The following is an 18,404-nucleotide window of genomic DNA, read 5'->3' on the forward strand; positions in this document are numbered from 1 at the left end:
TTTGGTGCCTGCGGAACCGGGGTCTGGTCCGGATCGGCTCATGCCGCCTGGGCGTCGGTGAGCGGATGCGTCCCTGCGGCAAAGGCCCGGACCTTGGCGTCATCCCACAAATGGGCGGGAACTCCGCCGCCCAGCAGGGTCCGCGGCAGCGAAGGATGCCCGGCAAAGGGCAGGTCACTGCCGGCAATGATCATGTTGCCGTACCGCCGGCCCTTGAGCATGGCGGGATCGGCAACAATGGCGGTGTGCGCAAACACCGAGCACACTGCCGCGGCTTCGCGCCGTGCACCCTTCAGATCCGGAGTGTCTCCACAGTTCATGATGTACAGCCCGCCGGGTGCCAGGACGCGGGCCGCCTCGGCCGTGAACTCCAGGGTGGTCAGGGCCTGCGGCGTTTTGGCCCCCGCAAAGACATCACGGATGATCAGGTCCCGGCTGTCCTCATGCAGGGTTTGGGTGACTTCCCGGGCCTCCCCCACCCGCAGCCGCATCTGGGGTGCGCGGGGCAGGTCAAACCATGCGCGCACCAGCTCGGCCAGCCGCCCGTCCAGTTCCACAACCACCTGCCGGGCGTTGGGGTAGCCGGCGGCAAAGTACCGGGCCATGGAACAGGCGGCGCCACCCAGATGCAGCGCGCGCAGCTTCGAAGCTGGTTCCCAATGGGTGTCCACCAGGGCAGCGATCCAGCGCATGTACTCAAAGTCGAGCTGGCGGGGATCGGCCAGGTCGATGTGCGAGCTGTGCACGCCGTTGACCTTGAGGATCCAGCCGTGGGGATTGAACTGGTCCGGCAAAAGCTCACAGGTACCGGTGTCAATGGGGAAGGTTCCGGCCACCGGTCCGGCTTCAGGTGTGCCGGCGGGATCCACGGCCGCGGGTCCCTTGCCCGGCCGCTGCCTGCCCATCAGGCCACCGTCCGGAGCGTCCGGACATTCCTGGCGGTGCGGGCGGCCGGGGTGCGGCTGAGCGTGGGGGTCATACCTTCAGTTTAAGCGCCGTCCGCCCGGCTTCCGGCCAGAGAGCCAGGACCGGGGAGTCACTCCTCCGGCGTGCCCGACCGCTCCAGGGCAGCTTCCAGGCGTTCCACCTTGCCGGTCAGCTCGCCCGAGTGGCCCGGCCGGATGTCCGCCTTCAGCACCAGGGACACCCGGCTGCCGTAGCGGCCCACCGCCTCAGTGGCGCGCCGGATGACATCCATGACCTCATCCCACTCACCCTCCAGCGTGGTGAACATGGCATCGGTGTGGTTGGGCAGACCGGATTCGCGGACTATCCGGACGGCGGCCGCGACGGCGTCGTGCACCGAGGCGTCAGCCGTTCCGGGACCGGCGGGGGAATCCGGACCAATGCCGGACGGAGCTACGGAGAAGGCAACAAGCATGCTGCCAGTCTGCCACCGCCTCCGGAAAACTCAAGGCAGCGGTGGCAGGACGGCTAGGCTTCCGGCGTCGGCAGCTGCTGTTCGCGTTCGAGCCTGGCGGCGCGCTCGGCCCGCTCAGCCGTGCGCAGGTCCGCGAATTTGTCATTCAGGCGGGAGTGGCGCTGGCCGTACGCGAAGTACAGCAGGAATCCGATCAGCAGCCATCCCGCGAAGTAGATCCAGGTTTCCACGGCCAGGTTGGTCATCAGGTAGACGCACAGCAGGGCCGAGAGAACCGGGAGGACCGGACCGAAAGGCACACGGAAGGCGGGCTTGAGGTCCGGCCGCTTGCGGCGCAGGACCAGGACGCCGGCGCTGACGACCACAAACGCGGACAGGGTGCCAATGTTGATCATTTCCTCAAGGACGTCCACCTGGGTGAACCCGGCCACCAGCGCCACGAGCGTTCCGCACAGGATCTGCAGGCGGGCCGGAGTGGCGTGCTTGTCGCTGGTGCGGGAGAGCGAGCGCGGCAGCAGCCCGTCGCGGCTCATCGCCAGGACCACGCGGGCCAGGCCCATCAGCAGGACCATGATCACCGTGGTGAGGCCAATCAGGGAGCCGACTGCGATCACCTGCGCCGCCCAGGGGTTTCCCACAAGGGAGAAGGCGGTGGCGAGGTTCGGAGATTCGACGGCGGCCAGTTCGGTGTAGGGAACCATTCCGGTCAGGGCCAGGGAGACACCGATGTACAGCAGGGTGACCACGGCCAGTCCGGCAAAGATGCCGCGGGGCAGGGTCTTGCCCGGGTTTTTTACTTCCTCGGCGGAGGTGGCCACGACGTCGAAGCCGATGAAGGCAAAGAAGACGATCGCCGCGCCGGCGAAGACCCCCAGCATGCCGTACTGGGCCGGGGCGGCGCCGGTCATGAAGGAGAACAGCGACTGCTGCAGGACGCCCTCAGTGCCCAGCGACTCGGTGGGAACGGAATCCGGAATGAACGGCGTATAGTTCTCGGCCTTCACGTAGAAGAAGCCGGCAACGATCACGAACAGCACAACGCCGATCTTGATCAGGGTGAACACGTTGCCCACCTGGGCGGAGAGCTTGGTTCCCATGACGAGCAGAACCGTGAAGAGCGACACAATCAGCAGCGGTCCCCAGGTCAGGTCCACCGGGCCCAGGTCAAGGGTGGCCGGAACGTCCAGCCCCAGCAGGCTGAACACCTCACTGAGGTAAATGCCCCAGTACTTGGCAATCACTGCCGCAGCCGTGAACAGTTCCAGGATCAGGTTCCAGCCAATGATCCATGCCACCAGCTCACCCATGGTCGCGTAGGTGAACACGTAGGCGGAGCCAGCCACCGGAATGGCAGTGGCGAATTCGGCGTAACACATGATCGCCAATGCGCACGTGACGGCTGCTAGGACAAACGAGAGCGTGACGGCGGGGCCGGAGAAGTTGGCCGCGGCCTTCGCTCCCACGGAGAAAATTCCCGCACCCACAGCAACGGCGACACCCATGATCATGAGGTCCCACGTCGTCAGGGTGCGCTTAAGCCTGCGGCCGGGCTCATCTGCGTCCGCAAGGGAATCCTCAATGGGCTTTGTTCTGAAGAGACTCACGGTGGTCCTTGCCTCTGGTATTCGTCAAAACTAACCGACCAATCCTAGGCCTCTGCCTGGATCGCGGCCGGGCTCCCTCCAGTTTAATCCCACATAGTGAGACGCTGCAGTCCGGCCGCAGCGGCGGGAGGCCGGTTCAGCGGCTGCTGCCGCCTGTCAGCTAGCCACCGATCAATGCCTTTGGGAAGATGAGGATGTGTCTTAGGACACGGCATTGGCCCCAACCCCAGAGATCGGACAACAACCATGGCACGCGGAATCTATGTCAGCGCCATGACCCCGGGGTCCGGCAAATCCCTTGTCACCCTCGGTCTTGCCGACATGCTGCTCCGTCACGCCGACCGCGTGGGGTTCTTCCGACCCATCGTGGAAGGCTCCGAACCGGCGCAGGACCCCATGGTGCGGCTCATGCAGCGCAAGTTCAACCTCACCGCCGAAACCAGCCGGGGCGGACTCACCCGCCGCGAAGTCCGCTCCCTGCTCGTGGCCGGTGAGCGCGGCGAGGTCGATTCCCGGTGCCTGACGATCTACAACGAAGTGGCCGCCCACTGTGATGTGGTGATTATCGAGGGCTCGGACCTTTCCGGGCACGACGTCGCCCTGGAATTTATCCTGAACGCCCGCCTCGCCAATAACCTGGGCGCCGTGGTGCTGGCGGTCGTCAACGCACGGGAGATGACAGTGCCGGAAACGGCTGATGCAGTGGACGTGGCCCGGCGGGAGCTGCACGACGCACACTGCGACCTTCTCGCCATGATGGTCAACCGGGCGGAACCGGAGGCCGTGGATGAGATCAGGGCCGCCGTGCGCCCGGGGGCATCCGGCCGGCCGGTGTACGTGATGCCCGAGCTGAACGAGATTTCCCAACCCTCCATGTCCGAAGTGGCCAGGGCCCTTAACGCGCGGCAGCTGGCCGGCAGCGCATCACTGGAACGAGACGTCGTCGGCATCAAGGTCGCCGCCATGACGGTGGGCAACTTCATCTCCCAGCTGGACCACGGCAACCTGGTGATTGCCCCCAGCGACCGGGCCGACGTCATGGTGGCCGCGCTGGCCTCCGCTGTTTCGCCGGAATTCCCGGTACCCAGCGGCATGCTCCTTACCGGCGGCCTGCCCATCGATCCCGGAATCTTGGCGCTGCTGTCCCAGGCGCCGTTTCCGGTGTTCGCCGTCGACGTCGACACCTACTCGGCTGCCCGGCAGGTCAGCCGCGTGCGCGGGGAGATCTCCTCCGGCCAGCGGCGCAAGGTCGCGGCCGCCCTGGGCGTCTGGACCCGGCACGTGGACGAAAATGAGCTCCTGGAACGGCTGGAGCTTCCCCGGCCGGAGAAAATCACCCCGCTCCGTTTCCTGAACCAGCTGATCGTGCGTGCCCGGGCACAGCGGAAGCACATCGTCCTTCCCGAGGGACTGGACACGCGGGTCCTGAGGGCGGCGGAAATCCTGCACCGCAGGGACGTCTGCTCGCTCACCCTGCTCGGGCCCGAAGGAGAAGTGCGGGAGTTGGCGGCCAGTGAGGGCATCGACCTCAGCGGCACCACCATCATCAATCCGGCCACCAGCGCGCTGCGGGACGATTTCGCCCGTGAGTACGCGGTACTGCGGGCCAAGAAGGGCGTCACGTTCGACGACGCCCAGGAACGTATGCTTCACGGCGCATACTTCGGAACCATGATGGTGCACCTGGGGCGCGTGGACGGAATGGTCTCCGGCGCCGCGCACACCACAGCCAACACCATCCGCCCGGCGCTGGAATTCATCCGCACGAAAGAGGGGGTGGACATCGTCTCCTCGGTCTTCCTCATGCTGCTTGAGGACCGGGTGCTGGTTTACGGCGACTGCGCGGTGAATCCCGAACCGGACGCCAAGCAGCTGGCGGACATTGCCCTGGCCTCGGCGGACACCGCGTCCCGGTTTGGCGTGACGCCGCGGGTGGCGATGCTCTCCTATTCGACGGGCGCCTCGGGGCACGGCGAGTCCGTGGAAACGGTCCGTGAGGCCACGGAACTGGTCCGCAGCCGGCGGCCCGATCTGCCGGTGGAAGGCCCCATTCAGTATGACGCCGCGGTGGACGCGACCACCGCGGCTTCGAAGCTGCCCGGCTCGGACGTGGCCGGACATGCAACCGTCTTCATCTTTCCGGACCTCAACACCGGGAACAACACGTACAAGGCGGTCCAGCAATCCGCCGGCGCCGTGGCGGTGGGGCCCATCCTGCAGGGGCTGCGGAAACCGGTCAATGACCTCTCCCGCGGCTGTACCGTCGAAGACATTGTCAACACCGTGGCCATCACCGCGGTCCAGGCCCAGGAGGGCTGATGCTGGTACTCGTCATTAATTCCGGTTCCTCGTCCCTGAAGTACCAGGTCCGGGACACCGCAAACGGCGAGCTCCTCGCCAAGGGCATCATCGACCGCATTGGCGAGGATGCCGTGCCGGACCACGGAGCCGCCCTCGAGGAACTGAGCCGCCGCCTGCCCGACGTCCTCGGCGGCCGCAGCATCGACGCCGTCGGGCACCGGGTGGTTCACGGCGGGGAACGCTTCAGCGAACCCGTCCTGGTCAACAATGAAATTGTCCGGTCGATCGAACGGCTGAGCCCCCTTGCCCCGCTGCATAATCCCGCGAGCGCCCGCGGCATCCGCGCCGTCCACGATAAATGGCCCAAGATTCCTCAGGTGGCGGTTTTCGACACCGCCTTCCACCGGACGCTGCCCGAGCAGGCATGGCGCTACGCCCTGCCGAACAGCCTGTACCGCAGGTACGGCATCCGCCGCTACGGGTTCCACGGGACCAGCTACGGCTACGTGGCGCCGGCCGCGGCCCGTTTTCTGGGCATTGAGCCCGGGGAGTTCGACGCCGTCATCGCCCATCTGGGCAACGGCGCGTCGGTGGCGGCCATCCAGGGCGGCAGGAGCATCGACACCTCGATGGGCTTCACGCCGCTGGAGGGACTGGTCATGGGCACCCGCAGCGGCGACGTGGACCCGTCCATCCTGGTGTTCCTGCTCCGCGAAGGATACGACGCGGACACCTTGGACGATCTGCTGAACCGGGAGTCCGGGCTCCTCGCCCTGGGCGCCGCCTCGGACATGCGGACGCTGGTGGAGGCAGCCGCCGGCGGGGATGAAGCAGCCACACTGGCGCTGAACGTCGCGTCCTACCGGCTGGCCAAGTACATCGGCGCGTACCACGTGGCCGTCGGAGGGGCCCAGGCGCTGGTCTTCACGGCCGGCATTGGCGAAAACGCCTGGGAGTTCCGGGAACTGACCGTGAACCGGCTGGGCGCCCTGGGAATCACCCTGGACCCCGAGGCGAACCGGAAACGCGGATCCGAAGCACGCCTGATCAGCACGGCGGATTCAGCCATTCCCGTACTGGTGGTGCCCACCGATGAAGAGGAAGCGATTGCCGAAGCGACCGCCGAAACGGTGGCGCGGGACTTCGCTGCTCCAGCCGGGGCGGCCGGCAGTTGATCCCCATTCCGGGGAAACGCCGGGATGACACCGGGTACCTGACACGTATCCGCTGGAGGGGCTGACATTGCTCCCACTTTTCCGTTACGGTCAGATACCCGGTTAAGCAAATGCCGCCTGCTAATTGCGTGCGGAGAATCCCATGGAAAGCATCGCCTCACGGGAACACCCGTCCTCTGACCACACGCTCCGGGTTCTGGTCCGGATTGACACCCAACTGCGGCTTGCCTGCCTCGAGGTGCGGGGTTGCCTCACGTCGGCCACCTGCTCCACACTGATGAACATTCTGACCCACACCGGAACCCTGGGTGCCGCAGTGAGCGTGAACCTGCTCCGGGCCGTTCATGTGGAACGCGAGGCCCTGGCGCTGCTTCATGAGGGCGCGGACCCCGCGGTGCAGTCCGGCAGCGGGCCGATACCGGTCGAAATCCTCGTCCCCCCGGAACTTCCCGTGTGCCGCCTCGGTCCGGAGCCGGCAGTTCCCGCCCCAGCAGGTATGCGTTCCACGGGCCAGGCACTGACCAACGAGGAAGCCGCCGAACTGATCACCCGGCGGGATCCGCGGATATTGACGGGCCGGAACGGCTTCCTGCCGCGGAAACCCTAACCGGACGCGCGGAACTCCCGGGCATTTTGTCAGTACCCTTACTATTTGCGACAATGGGTGAACGCACTTTCAAGCACCCAAAAGCAATTAGCAGGAGGACCGCACGTGAAAGCAGTTACTTGGCAGGGAAAAAACTCCGTCAGCGTCGAGCAAGTCCCGGATCCGGTCATCCAGGAACCCACTGACGCCATCATCCGCGTCACCTCCACTGCCGTCTGCGGGTCGGACCTCCACCTCTACGGGGTGCTGATGCCGTACATGAAGCCGGGCGACATCCTTGGGCACGAAACCATGGGCATCGTCGAAGAGGTCGGCTCGGCCGTGACCACCCTCAAGAAGGGTGACCGCGTGGTCATTCCCTTCCAGATCGCCTGCGGCAGCTGCTACATGTGCCGTCAGGGCCTGCAGACCCAGTGCGAGGTCACGCAGGTCCGGGAGAAGGGCTCCGGCGCCGCGCTCTTCGGCTTCTCCGAGCTGTACGGCTCCGTTCCCGGCGGCCAGGCCGAGTACCTGCGGGTTCCGCTGGCCGACTACAACCCCATCAAGGTTGGCACCGAACTCCCGGATCACCGCTACCTGTTCCTCTCCGACATCCTTCCCACCGCCTGGCAGGGCGTGCAGTACGCCAATGTGCCCGACGGCGGCACCCTCGCCGTCTACGGCCTGGGACCGGTGGGCCAGTTCGCTGCCCGCATCGGCACCCACCTCGGTTACCGCGTGATCGGCGTGGAGCCGGTTCCGGAGCGCCGAGCCCTCGCTGCGCAGTACGGCGTCGAGGTGCTGGACCTGCATCAGGACGTCGCGGATGAGCTGCGTGAGATGACCGACGGCCGCGGCCCGGACTCGGTCGTGGACGCCGTCGGCATGGAAGCCCATGGCTCCCCCTCCGGCAAGGCCGCCCAGACCGTCGTCGGCCTGCTCCCGGACAAGCTGGCCCAAAAGGCCATGGAAACCGCCGGCACGGACCGCCTTTCGGCCCTGCACGGAGCACTCGACGCCGTCCGCCGCGGCGGCACCGTGTCCCTTAGCGGGGTTTACGGCGGCACGGCCGACCCGATGAACCTGATGGCCATGTTCGACAAGCAGCTGAACCTGCGGATGGGCCAGTGCAACGTCAAGCGCTGGACCGACGACCTGATGCCGCTGGTGGAGGACCCCTCCGACCCGCTGGGTGTCACCAACCTGGTGACCCACCAGGCCAACCTGGATGAGGCTCCGGAGCTGTACGAGAAGTTCCAGAAGAAGGAAGACGGCTGCATCAAGGTCGTTTTCCAGCCCGGCAGCAACTAAGCATCCCTCAGCTGCCCCGCCGTCCCTCTCCGGATGGCGGGGCAGTGGCCGTTTAAGCGGTGGAATTCCGCGGCGGGAGCCGCACCAGTTCGGAGTCGACGGTTGCGCCGTCCACCGTGACGCGCAGGTAGGTGCAGAACGGCTGCCGGCGGCGGTCAGTCGGCGAGCCGGGGTTCAGCAGCCGCAGGCCGCGCGGCGTCACCGTGTCCCACGGGATGTGGCTGTGTCCAAACACCAGCAGGTCGGTGTCCGGAAACCGCTCGTCCATGCGGCGCTCCCGGCCGGTTGCCGGGCCTGTTTCATGAATGACGGCCAGGCGGACCTGCTCGATGGTTGCCGTCGCCACCAGGGGCAGCCGGTCCGGCAGGGCGCCGCCGTCGTTGTTGCCGTAGCAGGCGATCAGCCGGCGGGAGCGGCGCAGCATCTCATCGAGTGAATCCTCACTGACCCAGTCGCCGGCGTGCACGACGGCGTCGGCCGCTTCAATGTCCTGCCACAGCGGCTCGGGCAGCTCCCGCGCACGCTTGGGAAGATGGGTATCGGAGAGGACCAGCAGTTGGGTGGACATGTATCCAGCCCCTACCGGCGCAGGCTCCAGGCCCACCGGATCAGGGGAAGCTGCAGCGGCAGCCGGGCCAGGTGAATCATCTTCTGCTGATCGGATCCCCGCGGCCCGAAGGCGCGCTGCAGGGCGCTGACGTGTCCGGCGATGAACGCCACGTACATCAGTGCGGTTGCCGTGGCCGCAGCGCGGCGGGTGGCCGGCAGCAGCAGACCCGCCGCAGCGGCGAGTTCCAGGCCCCCGCTCAGGTGCGTCCATTGCCGACGCGTCATCACGCCCAGAGCGCCCCCGGTGTCCGTGCTGATACTCCGGGGCACCACGGCGTTGTAGAACTTCGGGTTGCGGAAGTGATTGACGGCGCTGACGGTCAGCAGGGAGGCCATTGCGGCCGCGGAGAGGAACTGGCGGTTCATGTGCTTCTTTCACTGGTGGAGTATGCGCCGGGGCGCTCGGAGGACGTTTGCTCCGCCGGCCGGTCCCCGCCATCGAAGTTGTTGAGGGCATCGGCGGCGCGGACCAGGGCGAGGTGGGAAAAAGCCTGGGGAAAGTTACCGGCCATGGTGTTGTTTACCGGATCGTACTCCTCGCTCAGCAGGCCCAGTTCATTGGAGTAGCCCACCAGCTGGTCCATGAGTGCGCTGGCCTCCTCGGTCCGGCCGGTGGCGGCGTACTGCTCCACCAGCCAGAAGCTGCAGGCAAGGAAGGGGTTTTCTCCGGTGGGGAGGCCGTCCACGCCGGTGTGGGTGGCGTAGCGCAGCAGCAGGCCGGATTCGGTCAGCAGGTCCTTTTCCAGCCGCGCCACCGTGCCGAGCATGCGCTCGTCGTCATACGGCAGGAAACCGACCTGCGGCAGCTGCAGGAGGGCCGCGTCCACCTCGGGGCCGCCGTAATACTGCGTGAAGGACCCGAGCTCGGGGTTGTAGCCCCGGTTCAGGATCTCCTCGCGCAGTCCGTCCCGCAGCGCGTCCCATAATTCCACCGGCCCGTCCAGGCCGTACGTCCGGGCTGCGGTGGCCGCGCGGTCAAAGGCAGCCCACATCATGACCCGGGAATGCGTAAAGTGCTGCGGTTCCCCGCGCATTTCCCAAATGCCGTGGTCCTTATCCTCCAGATGCCGCTCCAGGAAGGACATCAGGGCACGCTGCAGCGGCCAGGAGAAGTGGTCCTCGGCCACCCCGTTCTCACGCAGCTTGGCGAGCGCCACCATCACTTCCCCCACGACGTCGGCCTGGTATTGGCTGACCGCCCGGTTTCCCACCCGGACGGGAACGGCTCCCCCATACCCGGAGAACTGCGTCAGGATGCGCTCTGGCAGGTCACGCGCGCCGTCCACGGCGTACATGATCTGCAGGTCCTCCGGGTCTCCGGCAACCGCACGGAGCAGCCAGTTACGCCATTGGAGGGCTTCATCCGCGTACCCGTGCCCCAGCATGGCTTCCAGCGTCAGCGCCGCATCCCGCAGCCAGCAGTAGCGGTAGTCCCAGTTGCGTTCCCCGCCGGCCACTTCCGGAAGGGATGTGGTGGGCGCCGCAACAATGCCGCCCGTAGACTCATGCGTCAGCGCGCGCAGCACCAGCAGGGAACGCTGGACCGCAGATTCGTACCGGGGAGCGGGCTGGCAGTGCGAGGCCCACCCCTCCCAGTACGCGGCAGTGGACTCCAGCGCAGCATCAATGTCGGTCAGCGCGGGGGCGTCCGAGTGGGAGCGGTACCACGTCAGCTCCAGATCCACCTGCTCCCCGGCCGCCACACTAAACCTGCCCACGTGCCGGTGGTCCTCGGCCACGGGAAGGTTGCCGCCGCGCAGCACCAGTGCGCTGGGTCCGGCGATGGCGAGCAGCCGTTCGCCGTGGGGATACGGATCCCGGCGCATCCACGGGAGGACCGTGCCGTAGTTGAACCGGATCTCCAGCTCCTGCCGCATGTTTACGGTGCCGCTGAGTCCCTGCACCCGGCGCACGATCGAGGCGCGCCCGTCACCCACCGGCATGAACTCGGTGACCAGCACGGTTCCGGTTGCGGTGGCCCAGCGGGTCTGCAGGATAAAGGTGGAGTCCCGGTAGCTGCGGTGAACGACCTCGGCCTCCCCATCCGGCGCCAGCAGCCAGCGTCCCTGATCCTCGGTCCCCAGCAGTGCCCCGAAGACCGACGGCGCATCAAACCGCGGCAGGCACAACCAGTCGATGCTCCCCCGCCGGGAAATCAGCGCACCCGTGTGCAGGTCCGACACGAGCGCATAGTCCTCAATCGGGGCAGCCATCGTCCCACTCAATCACACTGCCGCGGCTTGTCCTAGGACGCCGCAGGGTGCCCTGCGTTTGCTGAGATGGCACCCTGCCAAGCAGACTGACAATATTGGCTGGAGATGATATTCGGCTGGATGGTTCCTGCCCCGCCGAACCGGCCGGGGCACACCGGCCGGGGCACACGGGCCGGCATAAGCACGAGGAGCGGCATGACCTTACTTTCGACACATCCAGTCCGGCGCGTCCGGACCGGCGGAGCCGGCGCATGAGCGTCCCGCTGCTGAACGACGTCGAGCGCGCCGCCGGACTGCGCCGCATGAAGATGCTGGCCACCGGCCTGCTGGTGCTGCTGGCGGTCATCTTCGTCTTTTCCTTTGCCCTGCAGGACCGCTATCCCTGGCTGCAGTACGTCCGCGCGGCGGCTGAGGGCGGCATGGTGGGCGCACTGGCGGACTGGTTCGCCGTCACGGCGCTCTTCAAGCACCCCATGGGAGTGAAGATCCCGCACACGGCTATCATTCCCCGGAAGAAAGACCAGATCGGCGCCTCACTGGGCCAGTTCGTGGAAAGCAACTTCCTCTCCGAGGAGGTCATCCGGCAAAAGCTCGGGTCCATGGCGCTGGCGCAGAAGGCCGGAGCATGGCTGGAACGCCCGGAAAGCGCGGCCAGGGTGGCCATCGAGGGATCGGCGGCAATCCGCGGCATCCTGCGGGTCCTGGACGACGACGCCGTCAAGAGCGTCCTGGAATCCATGTTCCGCCGCCATGTGGTGGATCCGCCCTGGGGCCCGCCCATGGGACGCGTTGCGGAGCGTGTCTTCGAGGAGGGGCACCATCATCAGCTAGTGAACCTGGTGGTGGACAGCATCAATGATTGGGTGGCTGCCAACCCGGATGTCATATCCGAACTGGTGACCCAGCGCTCGCCGTCGTGGGTGCCGTCCTTCGTGGATGATCTGGTGGGAGACCGCGTCCAGGTGGAGGTGCGGCGCTTCCTGAACGCCGTGCAGGATGACCCGGACCACGAGCTGCGCCGCGCCCTGGATGACTACCTTAAGGGCCTGGCCAAGGACCTGCAGGAGGACCCTGAGGTCATGGCCAAGGCCGACGCCATCAAGGAACAGGTTCTTGACGATCCCCGGGTCCAGCAGCTCATCACTTCGACCTGGGCCACCATCAAAAATGCCCTGACCACCGCGGTGGACGATCCGGACAGTGAACTGACGCGCAACTTCAAGGCAGCGGTGCAGGACTTCGGCCGCAGGCTCAGCACCGACGCGGAACTCGCCGCGAAGGTGAACACCTGGATTGCGGACGGCGCCGGCTACCTCGTCAAGACGTACAGCAGCGACATCGCCGCAGTGATTACGGAGACCGTGGAGCACTGGGACGCCCAGGAAACGTCCGAGAAGATCGAGCTCCAGGTCGGCAAGGACCTGCAGTTCATCCGCATCAACGGCACGGTGGTCGGATCGCTGGCGGGCCTGGTGATCTTTACCGTCGCGCACGCCGTCTTCGGCTAGGAGGTGCCCGGGGCAGCCGCCGTCAAAAGCAGTCCCCCGGGCCATCCCCGACCGGAGCCCAGCCGTCCGTGCTTAGCTGTCCGGCAGTTTCCGCAGGTCTTCCGCGAGTTCGCCGGGAATGCTGTCCGGCGCCGGCCCGAAAGCCTTCCGTGCCGTCTTGATCACGCCCTTGCCCATGGCGTGGTTGCCGGCGCCGCCCACCACTGCGCCAACGCCCAGAGGAAGAGCGCGCCCCAGCATGGCGGTGCCTTGGCGGGCCACAATGCGCTTGGTGAACTGCCTGCGGATGGACGAACCCACGCTGCCCATCAAACCCGAGGGCATTCCGCCCAGCGAACTGGCCCAGGGCTTCGCCCCGCGCCCGGCGACGGACTGCATCATGGCGGTTCCCTCTTCGCCCAGCATGATGGCCATGACCATGGTCCGGGAGCGTTCCGGTTCCTCCAGCTGGACACCGTGCAGCTCAGCCACCGACTGGGCGAACAGGGCTGTCGCCTCGAGGAAGCCCACCGTCGCGGCCGCGGACAGGCCCAGGGCCGCCATGGTGCCGATGGCGGGTACGACGGCGGTGGCTCCCACAGCGGCTCCCCCGCCGGTGACCGTGGCGAGGTAGTGCTTCTCGATGATTGACACCAGTTCCGCCGGTGTGGCGTGGGGATGCTTGCGCTGCAGCCTGCGGATATTGGCCAGGACGAGGGGGCGCTGAACCTCAACGGCCCGTTCCATCGCCCTCAGGAGTCCGGCCTTTGGCGTTCCGTCCTTTTCAAAGACGGCACCTCCGGCAACCCTGACGGCACGGTTGGATGCAAAACCCACGGCAACGCTCCTTTTCGGATTTTCTGGCAGACCGGCGCAAGTGAGGCCGGGTTAAGCGTACGGGTTACTGAGACGAAAAAAGCGGGGCCGGCGGAAATCCGCCGGCCCCGCTGCCTGCAGCTAGTGCAGGGATCCGCGCCAAGGCACGGAACTCATGAAACTACGCGCGGTTGCCACTCTTGCGAGTAACGAAGCCGTAGATCACGAGAACAACCAGGGAGCCGATGATGGCCACGAGCCAGGTCTCGATGGAGAAGAACTCGTTGATGTCAGCGCCGAACAGAGCGCCGCCGATCCAGCCACCGAGCAGGGCGCCGATAACGCCGAGGACCAGAGTGGCGATCCAGCCGCCGCCCTGACGGCCCGGAAGGATGGCCTTTGCGATTGCACCGGCAATAAGACCCAGAATAAGGAAAGCAATGAAACCCATGATGTACTCCTTGCTGTGTGAACGAGTGATGATTTCGTTGTTTTACTGAGCGACCTGTGGGCCGCGCTTTCCTCCACTGTACTTCATAAGCATGCTTAGGTAGTAGTCGGGGCCGATTTTTCTTCGCCGGTAATCAATGTTAGCGACTATTGTTTGCCGCGCCAGATCAGGGCTGTGGTGCTACATATCTGCGCAGAAAGATTCCCACGTCGCGGACCTCTTCAGTGCCGATAGAGTGCCCCATCCCGGGATACGTCCGCGCGGTGAGCGCGGTATTTTCCCGCAGCCAATTCTCCGTGTGGAGAATTGCATCCTCATTGATGACCCAGTCGTTTCGGTCCCGCCCCCAAAAGTATGGAACCGGCTGAGCCAGCGGTTCGGCCATCGCCAGCAGTTCATTTTCGGCCACAAATCCGGACAACCCCACGACGGCGTCGAATCCGGTAGGCCGCAGCCGCAGCAGCGTGGTTGCCATGGCCATTCCCTGGGAAAACCCGAGCAGTGATACTCCGGTGAAGGAACCTGCGGCGCGGATCCGGTCCACCCGGGCCAGCAGTGCCGAGGCAGCCTCCAGGACTTCGGAGGTGTCCGAGCTGAGGTAGGGATCCAGCAGGAACCATCCGAAGGAATCCCCCACGGGGAAACTGCCGCGGACGGCAACTCCGGTAACCCCGGCCGGAAGCGATGGAAAGAGCCGCACCATCCCGGCTTCATCTGCGCCATACCCGTGCAGCATCACCAGGAGATGGGTCCCGGCGCGGGCGTCTTCTGGTGCTGACCATGATTCGATGTGCATCCACTCACCCTAAACCGCCGCCCGCTCCGGGCCCGGGCGAGGGGTGACCAGACTTCCCGTGCCGGGCCAGCGGCAGCCCCGCCAGCCAATGTGGCCCCGCGGATGGCCGCCCCGGCGCCTGTTATTGCAAGCTCCAAGACCCCAAAAGTACGCTGGACGAAACGCACCACATGTGGTGCGTGCCACAGAATCCGGGTGTTTATGCCTCAACTTCCCTTAGCTTTCGCCAGAGCTCCCACCCAGCTCCCTACGCCTTGGACGGTCCTCACCGCGGCGACCCGGCCGCCCGGGGCACCACCGGCCAATGATTCCATCACTGCAGCAGCACATCAGCTGACACCGGCAGCCGACCGGGGCACCGGGTACCGCTGCAGCACCCCCCAGGAGTCCAACATGGTGTTTTTATGATTGTCACCCTCACCGTCAATCCCAGCTTGGACCGGACAGTTGAGCTGCCCGGAACCCTGGTCCGCGGTGCCGTCCAGCGCGCTGCGGCAATCAGCGAGGATCCCGGCGGCAAAGGCGTCAACGTGTGCCGTGCACTCACGGCCTCCGGCGTCCAGGCGATTGCCGTCCTCCCCGGCCGCGACAACGATCCGGTCATGGCCGGCCTGCGCACCGCCGGGGTCAGTTATGCCAATATGCCCATCGCCGCAACGCTCCGGAGCAACATCACGCTCACCGAACCGGACGGAACCACCACCAAGATCAACGTCCCGGGCCCTCCCCTCGATGCAGGGGAACAGGAACGCCTCATCAATCTGCTGGTTGCAACGTGCGCTGCCGGGGAGGACGGCTCCCCGGCGGCCTGGCTCGTCCTCGCCGGATCCCTCCCGCCCGGCGCATCACCGGATTTTTATGCCCTGGTGGCGCACGCCGTCCGCCAGCATTTTGGCGACCGGGCGCCGCGGATTGCCATTGATTCCTCCGGACCTCCGCTTCTGGGTGCACTCCTGCACAACGCAGCCCCGGACCTGCTCAAGCCCAATGCCGAGGAGCTCTCGGAAGTCACCGGAATCGGCACTGAGGGTGAGCTCGAAGGGGATCCCGATCTTGCGGTGACCGCGGCCAGGACCCTGATTGCCCGGGGTGTGGGGGCGGTCCTGGCAACCCTTGGCCCCAAAGGCGCACTGCTGGTCACTGCCGACGGCGCCTGGCAGGCCACCCGCCCGCCCGTTGAGGCGCGGTCGACAGTGGGCGCCGGGGATTCCTCCCTCGCGGGCTTCCTTTTGGCCGACGTAGCGGGCGCGCCGCCCAGGGACTGCCTCCGCCAGGCCGTGGCCCACGGAGCAGCAGCGGCTTCCCTGCCGGGCACCACCGTTCCAACCCTCGCCCAAACCGATACCGGAGCCGTAACCGTCAAGGAAATAGCAGGTCCCGTTGCGTTGCCGGGCGCCAGCTCCACCAGGGCAGCATCCACCAAGGAGGAAGACTAATGTCTGAACTCATCACCCCGGAGCTGGTCACACTGGACCAGAACCTGGGATCTGAACGGTCCGAGGTAATCCGCCATCTGGTCCAGAAAGTCGTCTCGGCCGGCCGCGCCACCGGATTCGAGGATCTCTATTCGGATGCGATGGCCCGTGAAGCGAAGACCGCAACGGGAGTTCCCGGCGGTATCGCCATCCCACACTGCCGCTCGGCTGCCGTCACCAAACCCACCCTGGCCATGGCGCGCATCAGCCCGCCGGTGGAGTGGGGCGCCAAGGACGGACCGGCGGACATCGTCTTCTTTATTGCCGCCCCTGAAGGCGCGGACCAGGAGCATCTGCAGCTGCTTGCCAAGCTGGCCCGCTCCCTCATAAAGAAGAACTTCACCGGGGCGCTGCGGACAGCACAGTCCCCCGAAGAAATCGTCGAATTGGTGGACGGCGCACTGGGCCTGGGGCCGGTGCCGCAGTCACAGACGGCAACTGCAGCGGGAACGGGCCAGGGTACAGGTACCGGCTCCGGCAGCACGGGTGCGGGAGCCGCAGGGGCGGCCGGGACGGCTGGCGCCGGCGCGGCGCCTTCCACCACCGGCCCGGGCGGCGCGCACTCTGCAGGCGCCCGGGCATCGGGAGTCACCGCCGATTCCGCCGCAGCAGGAGGCCGGGACGGGCAAGGCGGCGCAGGGACCGCGGAACAAACAGACGGCGGACCCGGCACTGGGGAGACCAGGAGACTGGTTGCCGTCACCGCCTGTCCCACCGGCATTGCCCACACCTACATGGCGGCGGACTCCCTGGCCGCCGCGGCGGCGGAGCGCGGTATCGATCTGCAGGTGGAGACACAGGGATCGGCGGGTTCCACGCCGCTGGATCCCTCGGTGATCCGCAACGCGGATGCCGTCATCTTCGCGACCGACGTCGACGTCCGGGACAAGGGCCGCTTTGCCGGACTGCCCGTTATCAGCGGACCCGTGAAGCGGGGCATCGACGAACCCGGCGTCATGATCGATGAAGCGCTGGCTGCGGCGAAGGATCCCAACGCCCGCCGGGTCGCAGGCGGCGGAGGCTCGGGCGGGGAGGAGCGGGATCCCCAGAGCAGCGGCGGCGGGGAGGGTTTCGGCGGCCAGGTGAAGCGGGCGCTGCTCACCGGCGTCAGCTACATGATTCCGTTTGTTGCCGGCGGCGGACTGCTGATTGCCCTGGGCTTCCTGCTGGGCGGCTATGAACTCTCGCTGTCCGACGACGACGGGAACCTCACCGGCGACCTGATCCTTGACGGAAGCACGCTGTTCAACCCCGGCGAAGAGGGGTTGCTGACCTACCTCGGGGCAGTTTTCTGGAAGATCGGCAACCTGTCCCTGGGCTTCCTGGTGCCCGCCCTGGCCGGCTACATCGCTTATGCGCTGGCGGACCGGCCGGGTATCGCCCCCGGTTTCACCGCCGGCGCCGTCGCCCTCTTTATGGACGCCGGGTTTATCGGCGGGCTGATCGGCGGCCTGCTGGCCGGTTTTGTCGCCAAGTGGGTAGGCAGCTGGAGCGTGCCGTCCTGGCTTCGCGGCCTCATGCCGGTGGTGATCATCCCACTGGTCACCTCGCTGGTGGCTTCCGGGCTGATGATCCTGGTGCTGGGCGGACCCATCGCCGGCCTCACCCTGGCCCTCAACGACTGGCTGTCGGGCCTGAGCGGTGCCGCCGCCATCGTACTGGGCATTGTCCTGGGCCTGATGATGGGATCCGATCTTGGCGGGCCCATCAACAAGGTGGCGTACGCTTTCGCTGTCGCCGGACTCGGCGAAGGCAGTTTCGAGAATCAGGCACCCTGGCAGATCATGGCGGCGGTTATGGCCGCGGGCATGGTCCCGCCGCTGGGCATGGCCCTGGCCACCGTTGTGGACAAGCAGCAGTTTTCCATGGCATTGCGGGAAAACGGCAAGGCCGCCTGGCTGCTGGGAGCCGCGTTCATTTCGGAAGGAGCCATTCCGTTTGCCGCGGCGGACCCCTTCCGGGTTATCCCGTCCTGCATGGTGGGTGGTGCTGTTGCCGGTGCCATCTGTATGGGCACCGGCGTCACGTCGCAGGCACCGCATGGAGGTATTTTTGTCTTCTTCGCCATTGGTAACGTGCTGATGTTCATTGTGGCTATCCTCGCGGGAATGGTGGCCTCAGGATTGATCTATGTTGCCCTTAAGCGTCTGACGGCACCCAAGCGAGTAGAGGAGCCTGTCGTTGCATAACCCACTGCTC

16 protein-coding genes are annotated in these 18,404 nt (G+C 66.3%); 7 read left to right on the forward strand and 9 right to left on the reverse strand.

Translation table 11 applies throughout. From position 1 onward, the window contains the following. Positions 1 to 38: 38 nt before the first annotated feature. From AAE021_RS15050 to AAE021_RS15060, 3 genes are all read right to left on the reverse strand, one after another. Positions 39 to 905, reverse strand: coding sequence for a fused MFS/spermidine synthase (locus tag AAE021_RS15050; protein WP_342023115.1), 867 nt, complete (start codon positions 903 to 905; stop codon positions 39 to 41). Positions 906 to 1,036: 131 nt separating this feature from the next. Beyond that, positions 1,037 to 1,381 (reverse strand): thiamine-binding protein, encoded by a 345-nt coding sequence (locus AAE021_RS15055; RefSeq protein ID WP_342023116.1) that lies wholly within the window; start codon positions 1,379 to 1,381, stop codon positions 1,037 to 1,039. Between the two features lie 53 nt (positions 1,382 to 1,434). Then, positions 1,435 to 2,985 (reverse strand): APC family permease, encoded by a 1,551-nt coding sequence (locus AAE021_RS15060; RefSeq protein WP_342023117.1) that lies wholly within the window; start codon positions 2,983 to 2,985, stop codon positions 1,435 to 1,437. A 246-nt stretch (positions 2,986 to 3,231) separates the two neighbouring features. Here AAE021_RS15060 and pta point away from each other — a divergent pair, with 246 nt between their 5' ends. The 4 genes from pta to AAE021_RS15080 all read left to right on the forward strand — a co-directional run bounded on the left by pta (position 3,232) and on the right by AAE021_RS15080 (position 8,358). Continuing rightward, complete coding sequence (pta, locus tag AAE021_RS15065) at positions 3,232 to 5,304, forward strand: phosphate acetyltransferase (protein ID WP_342023118.1); 2,073 nt, start codon at positions 3,232 to 3,234, stop codon at positions 5,302 to 5,304. Continuing rightward, complete coding sequence (locus AAE021_RS15070; protein ID WP_342023119.1) at positions 5,304 to 6,461, forward strand: acetate kinase; 1,158 nt, start codon at positions 5,304 to 5,306, stop codon at positions 6,459 to 6,461. The genes pta and AAE021_RS15070 overlap by 1 nt, the downstream gene beginning before the upstream one ends. Before the next feature lie 142 nt (positions 6,462 to 6,603). Next, positions 6,604 to 7,068 (forward strand): hypothetical protein, encoded by a 465-nt coding sequence (locus tag AAE021_RS15075; protein ID WP_342023120.1) that lies wholly within the window; start codon positions 6,604 to 6,606, stop codon positions 7,066 to 7,068. A gap of 105 nt (positions 7,069 to 7,173) precedes the next feature. Continuing rightward, a complete protein-coding gene (locus AAE021_RS15080; RefSeq protein WP_342023121.1) occupies positions 7,174 to 8,358 on the forward strand; it encodes a zinc-dependent alcohol dehydrogenase in 1,185 nt (394 codons plus the stop codon). Between the two features lie 52 nt (positions 8,359 to 8,410). On the opposite strand, the gene AAE021_RS15085 is transcribed toward AAE021_RS15080, so the two are convergent. From AAE021_RS15085 to AAE021_RS15095, 3 genes are read right to left on the reverse strand one after another with little or no spacing between them, the layout of a single operon-like run. Then, entirely contained in the window at positions 8,411 to 8,926 is a 516-nt protein-coding gene (locus tag AAE021_RS15085; protein ID WP_342023122.1) for a metallophosphoesterase, read from the reverse strand. 11 nt (positions 8,927 to 8,937) lie between these two features. Then, complete coding sequence (locus tag AAE021_RS15090) at positions 8,938 to 9,333, reverse strand: hypothetical protein (protein ID WP_342023123.1); 396 nt, start codon at positions 9,331 to 9,333, stop codon at positions 8,938 to 8,940. Beyond that, positions 9,330 to 11,180, reverse strand: coding sequence for a glycoside hydrolase family 15 protein (locus AAE021_RS15095; RefSeq protein WP_342023124.1), 1,851 nt, complete (start codon positions 11,178 to 11,180; stop codon positions 9,330 to 9,332). Before AAE021_RS15095 ends, AAE021_RS15090 begins: the two co-directional genes overlap by 4 nt. 251 nt (positions 11,181 to 11,431) lie before the next feature. Between AAE021_RS15095 and AAE021_RS15100 the strand changes: the two genes are divergently transcribed. Continuing rightward, on the forward strand, positions 11,432 to 12,688 hold the full coding sequence (locus AAE021_RS15100; RefSeq protein WP_342023125.1) for a DUF445 domain-containing protein: 1,257 nt from the start codon (positions 11,432 to 11,434) through the stop codon (positions 12,686 to 12,688). A 72-nt stretch (positions 12,689 to 12,760) separates the two neighbouring features. Here the strand turns inward: AAE021_RS15100 and AAE021_RS15105 are convergent, their stop codons facing one another. The 3 genes from AAE021_RS15105 to AAE021_RS15115 form a co-directional block, all read right to left on the reverse strand. Then, on the reverse strand, positions 12,761 to 13,504 hold the full coding sequence (locus tag AAE021_RS15105; protein WP_342023126.1) for a hypothetical protein: 744 nt from the start codon (positions 13,502 to 13,504) through the stop codon (positions 12,761 to 12,763). Positions 13,505 to 13,664: 160 nt separating this feature from the next. Then, complete coding sequence (locus tag AAE021_RS15110) at positions 13,665 to 13,934, reverse strand: GlsB/YeaQ/YmgE family stress response membrane protein (RefSeq protein ID WP_152220606.1); 270 nt, start codon at positions 13,932 to 13,934, stop codon at positions 13,665 to 13,667. A gap of 166 nt (positions 13,935 to 14,100) precedes the next feature. After that, positions 14,101 to 14,730, reverse strand: a complete 630-nt coding sequence (locus AAE021_RS15115) for a phospholipase (RefSeq protein ID WP_342023127.1) — start codon at positions 14,728 to 14,730, stop codon at positions 14,101 to 14,103. A gap of 404 nt (positions 14,731 to 15,134) precedes the next feature. On the opposite strand from AAE021_RS15115, the gene AAE021_RS15120 reads away from it, so the two are divergent. Next, complete coding sequence (locus tag AAE021_RS15120) at positions 15,135 to 16,166, forward strand: 1-phosphofructokinase family hexose kinase (protein WP_342023128.1); 1,032 nt, start codon at positions 15,135 to 15,137, stop codon at positions 16,164 to 16,166. Continuing rightward, on the forward strand, positions 16,166 to 18,394 hold the full coding sequence (locus AAE021_RS15125; RefSeq protein WP_342023129.1) for a fructose-specific PTS transporter subunit EIIC: 2,229 nt from the start codon (positions 16,166 to 16,168) through the stop codon (positions 18,392 to 18,394). Before AAE021_RS15120 ends, AAE021_RS15125 begins: the two co-directional genes overlap by 1 nt. Positions 18,395 to 18,404 lie beyond the last annotated feature (10 nt).

This window comes from Arthrobacter citreus (assembly GCF_038405225.1).
Taxonomy (GTDB): domain Bacteria; phylum Actinomycetota; class Actinomycetes; order Actinomycetales; family Micrococcaceae; genus Arthrobacter_B; species Arthrobacter_B citreus_A.

Bases quoted from the DNA above. Each gene is read 5' to 3' on its own strand.
- AAE021_RS15050 (WP_342023115.1), bottom strand. From the start codon at position 905: ATGGGCAGGCAGCGGCCGGGCAAGGGACCCGCGGCCGTGGATCCCGCC.
- AAE021_RS15055 (WP_342023116.1), bottom strand. From the start codon at position 1,381: ATGCTTGTTGCCTTCTCCGTAGCTCCGTCCGGCATTGGTCCGGATTCC.
- pta (WP_342023118.1), top strand. From the start codon at position 3,232: ATGGCACGCGGAATCTATGTCAGCGCCATGACCCCGGGGTCCGGCAAA.
- AAE021_RS15070 (WP_342023119.1), top strand. From the start codon at position 5,304: ATGCTGGTACTCGTCATTAATTCCGGTTCCTCGTCCCTGAAGTACCAG.
- AAE021_RS15075 (WP_342023120.1), top strand. From the start codon at position 6,604: ATGGAAAGCATCGCCTCACGGGAACACCCGTCCTCTGACCACACGCTC.
- AAE021_RS15085 (WP_342023122.1), bottom strand. From the start codon at position 8,926: ATGTCCACCCAACTGCTGGTCCTCTCCGATACCCATCTTCCCAAGCGT.
- AAE021_RS15090 (WP_342023123.1), bottom strand. From the start codon at position 9,333: ATGAACCGCCAGTTCCTCTCCGCGGCCGCAATGGCCTCCCTGCTGACC.
- AAE021_RS15095 (WP_342023124.1), bottom strand. From the start codon at position 11,180: ATGGCTGCCCCGATTGAGGACTATGCGCTCGTGTCGGACCTGCACACG.
- AAE021_RS15100 (WP_342023125.1), top strand. From the start codon at position 11,432: ATGAGCGTCCCGCTGCTGAACGACGTCGAGCGCGCCGCCGGACTGCGC.
- AAE021_RS15110 (WP_152220606.1), bottom strand. From the start codon at position 13,934: ATGGGTTTCATTGCTTTCCTTATTCTGGGTCTTATTGCCGGTGCAATC.
- AAE021_RS15115 (WP_342023127.1), bottom strand. From the start codon at position 14,730: ATGCACATCGAATCATGGTCAGCACCAGAAGACGCCCGCGCCGGGACC.
- AAE021_RS15120 (WP_342023128.1), top strand. From the start codon at position 15,135: ATGATTGTCACCCTCACCGTCAATCCCAGCTTGGACCGGACAGTTGAG.
- AAE021_RS15125 (WP_342023129.1), top strand. From the start codon at position 16,166: ATGTCTGAACTCATCACCCCGGAGCTGGTCACACTGGACCAGAACCTG.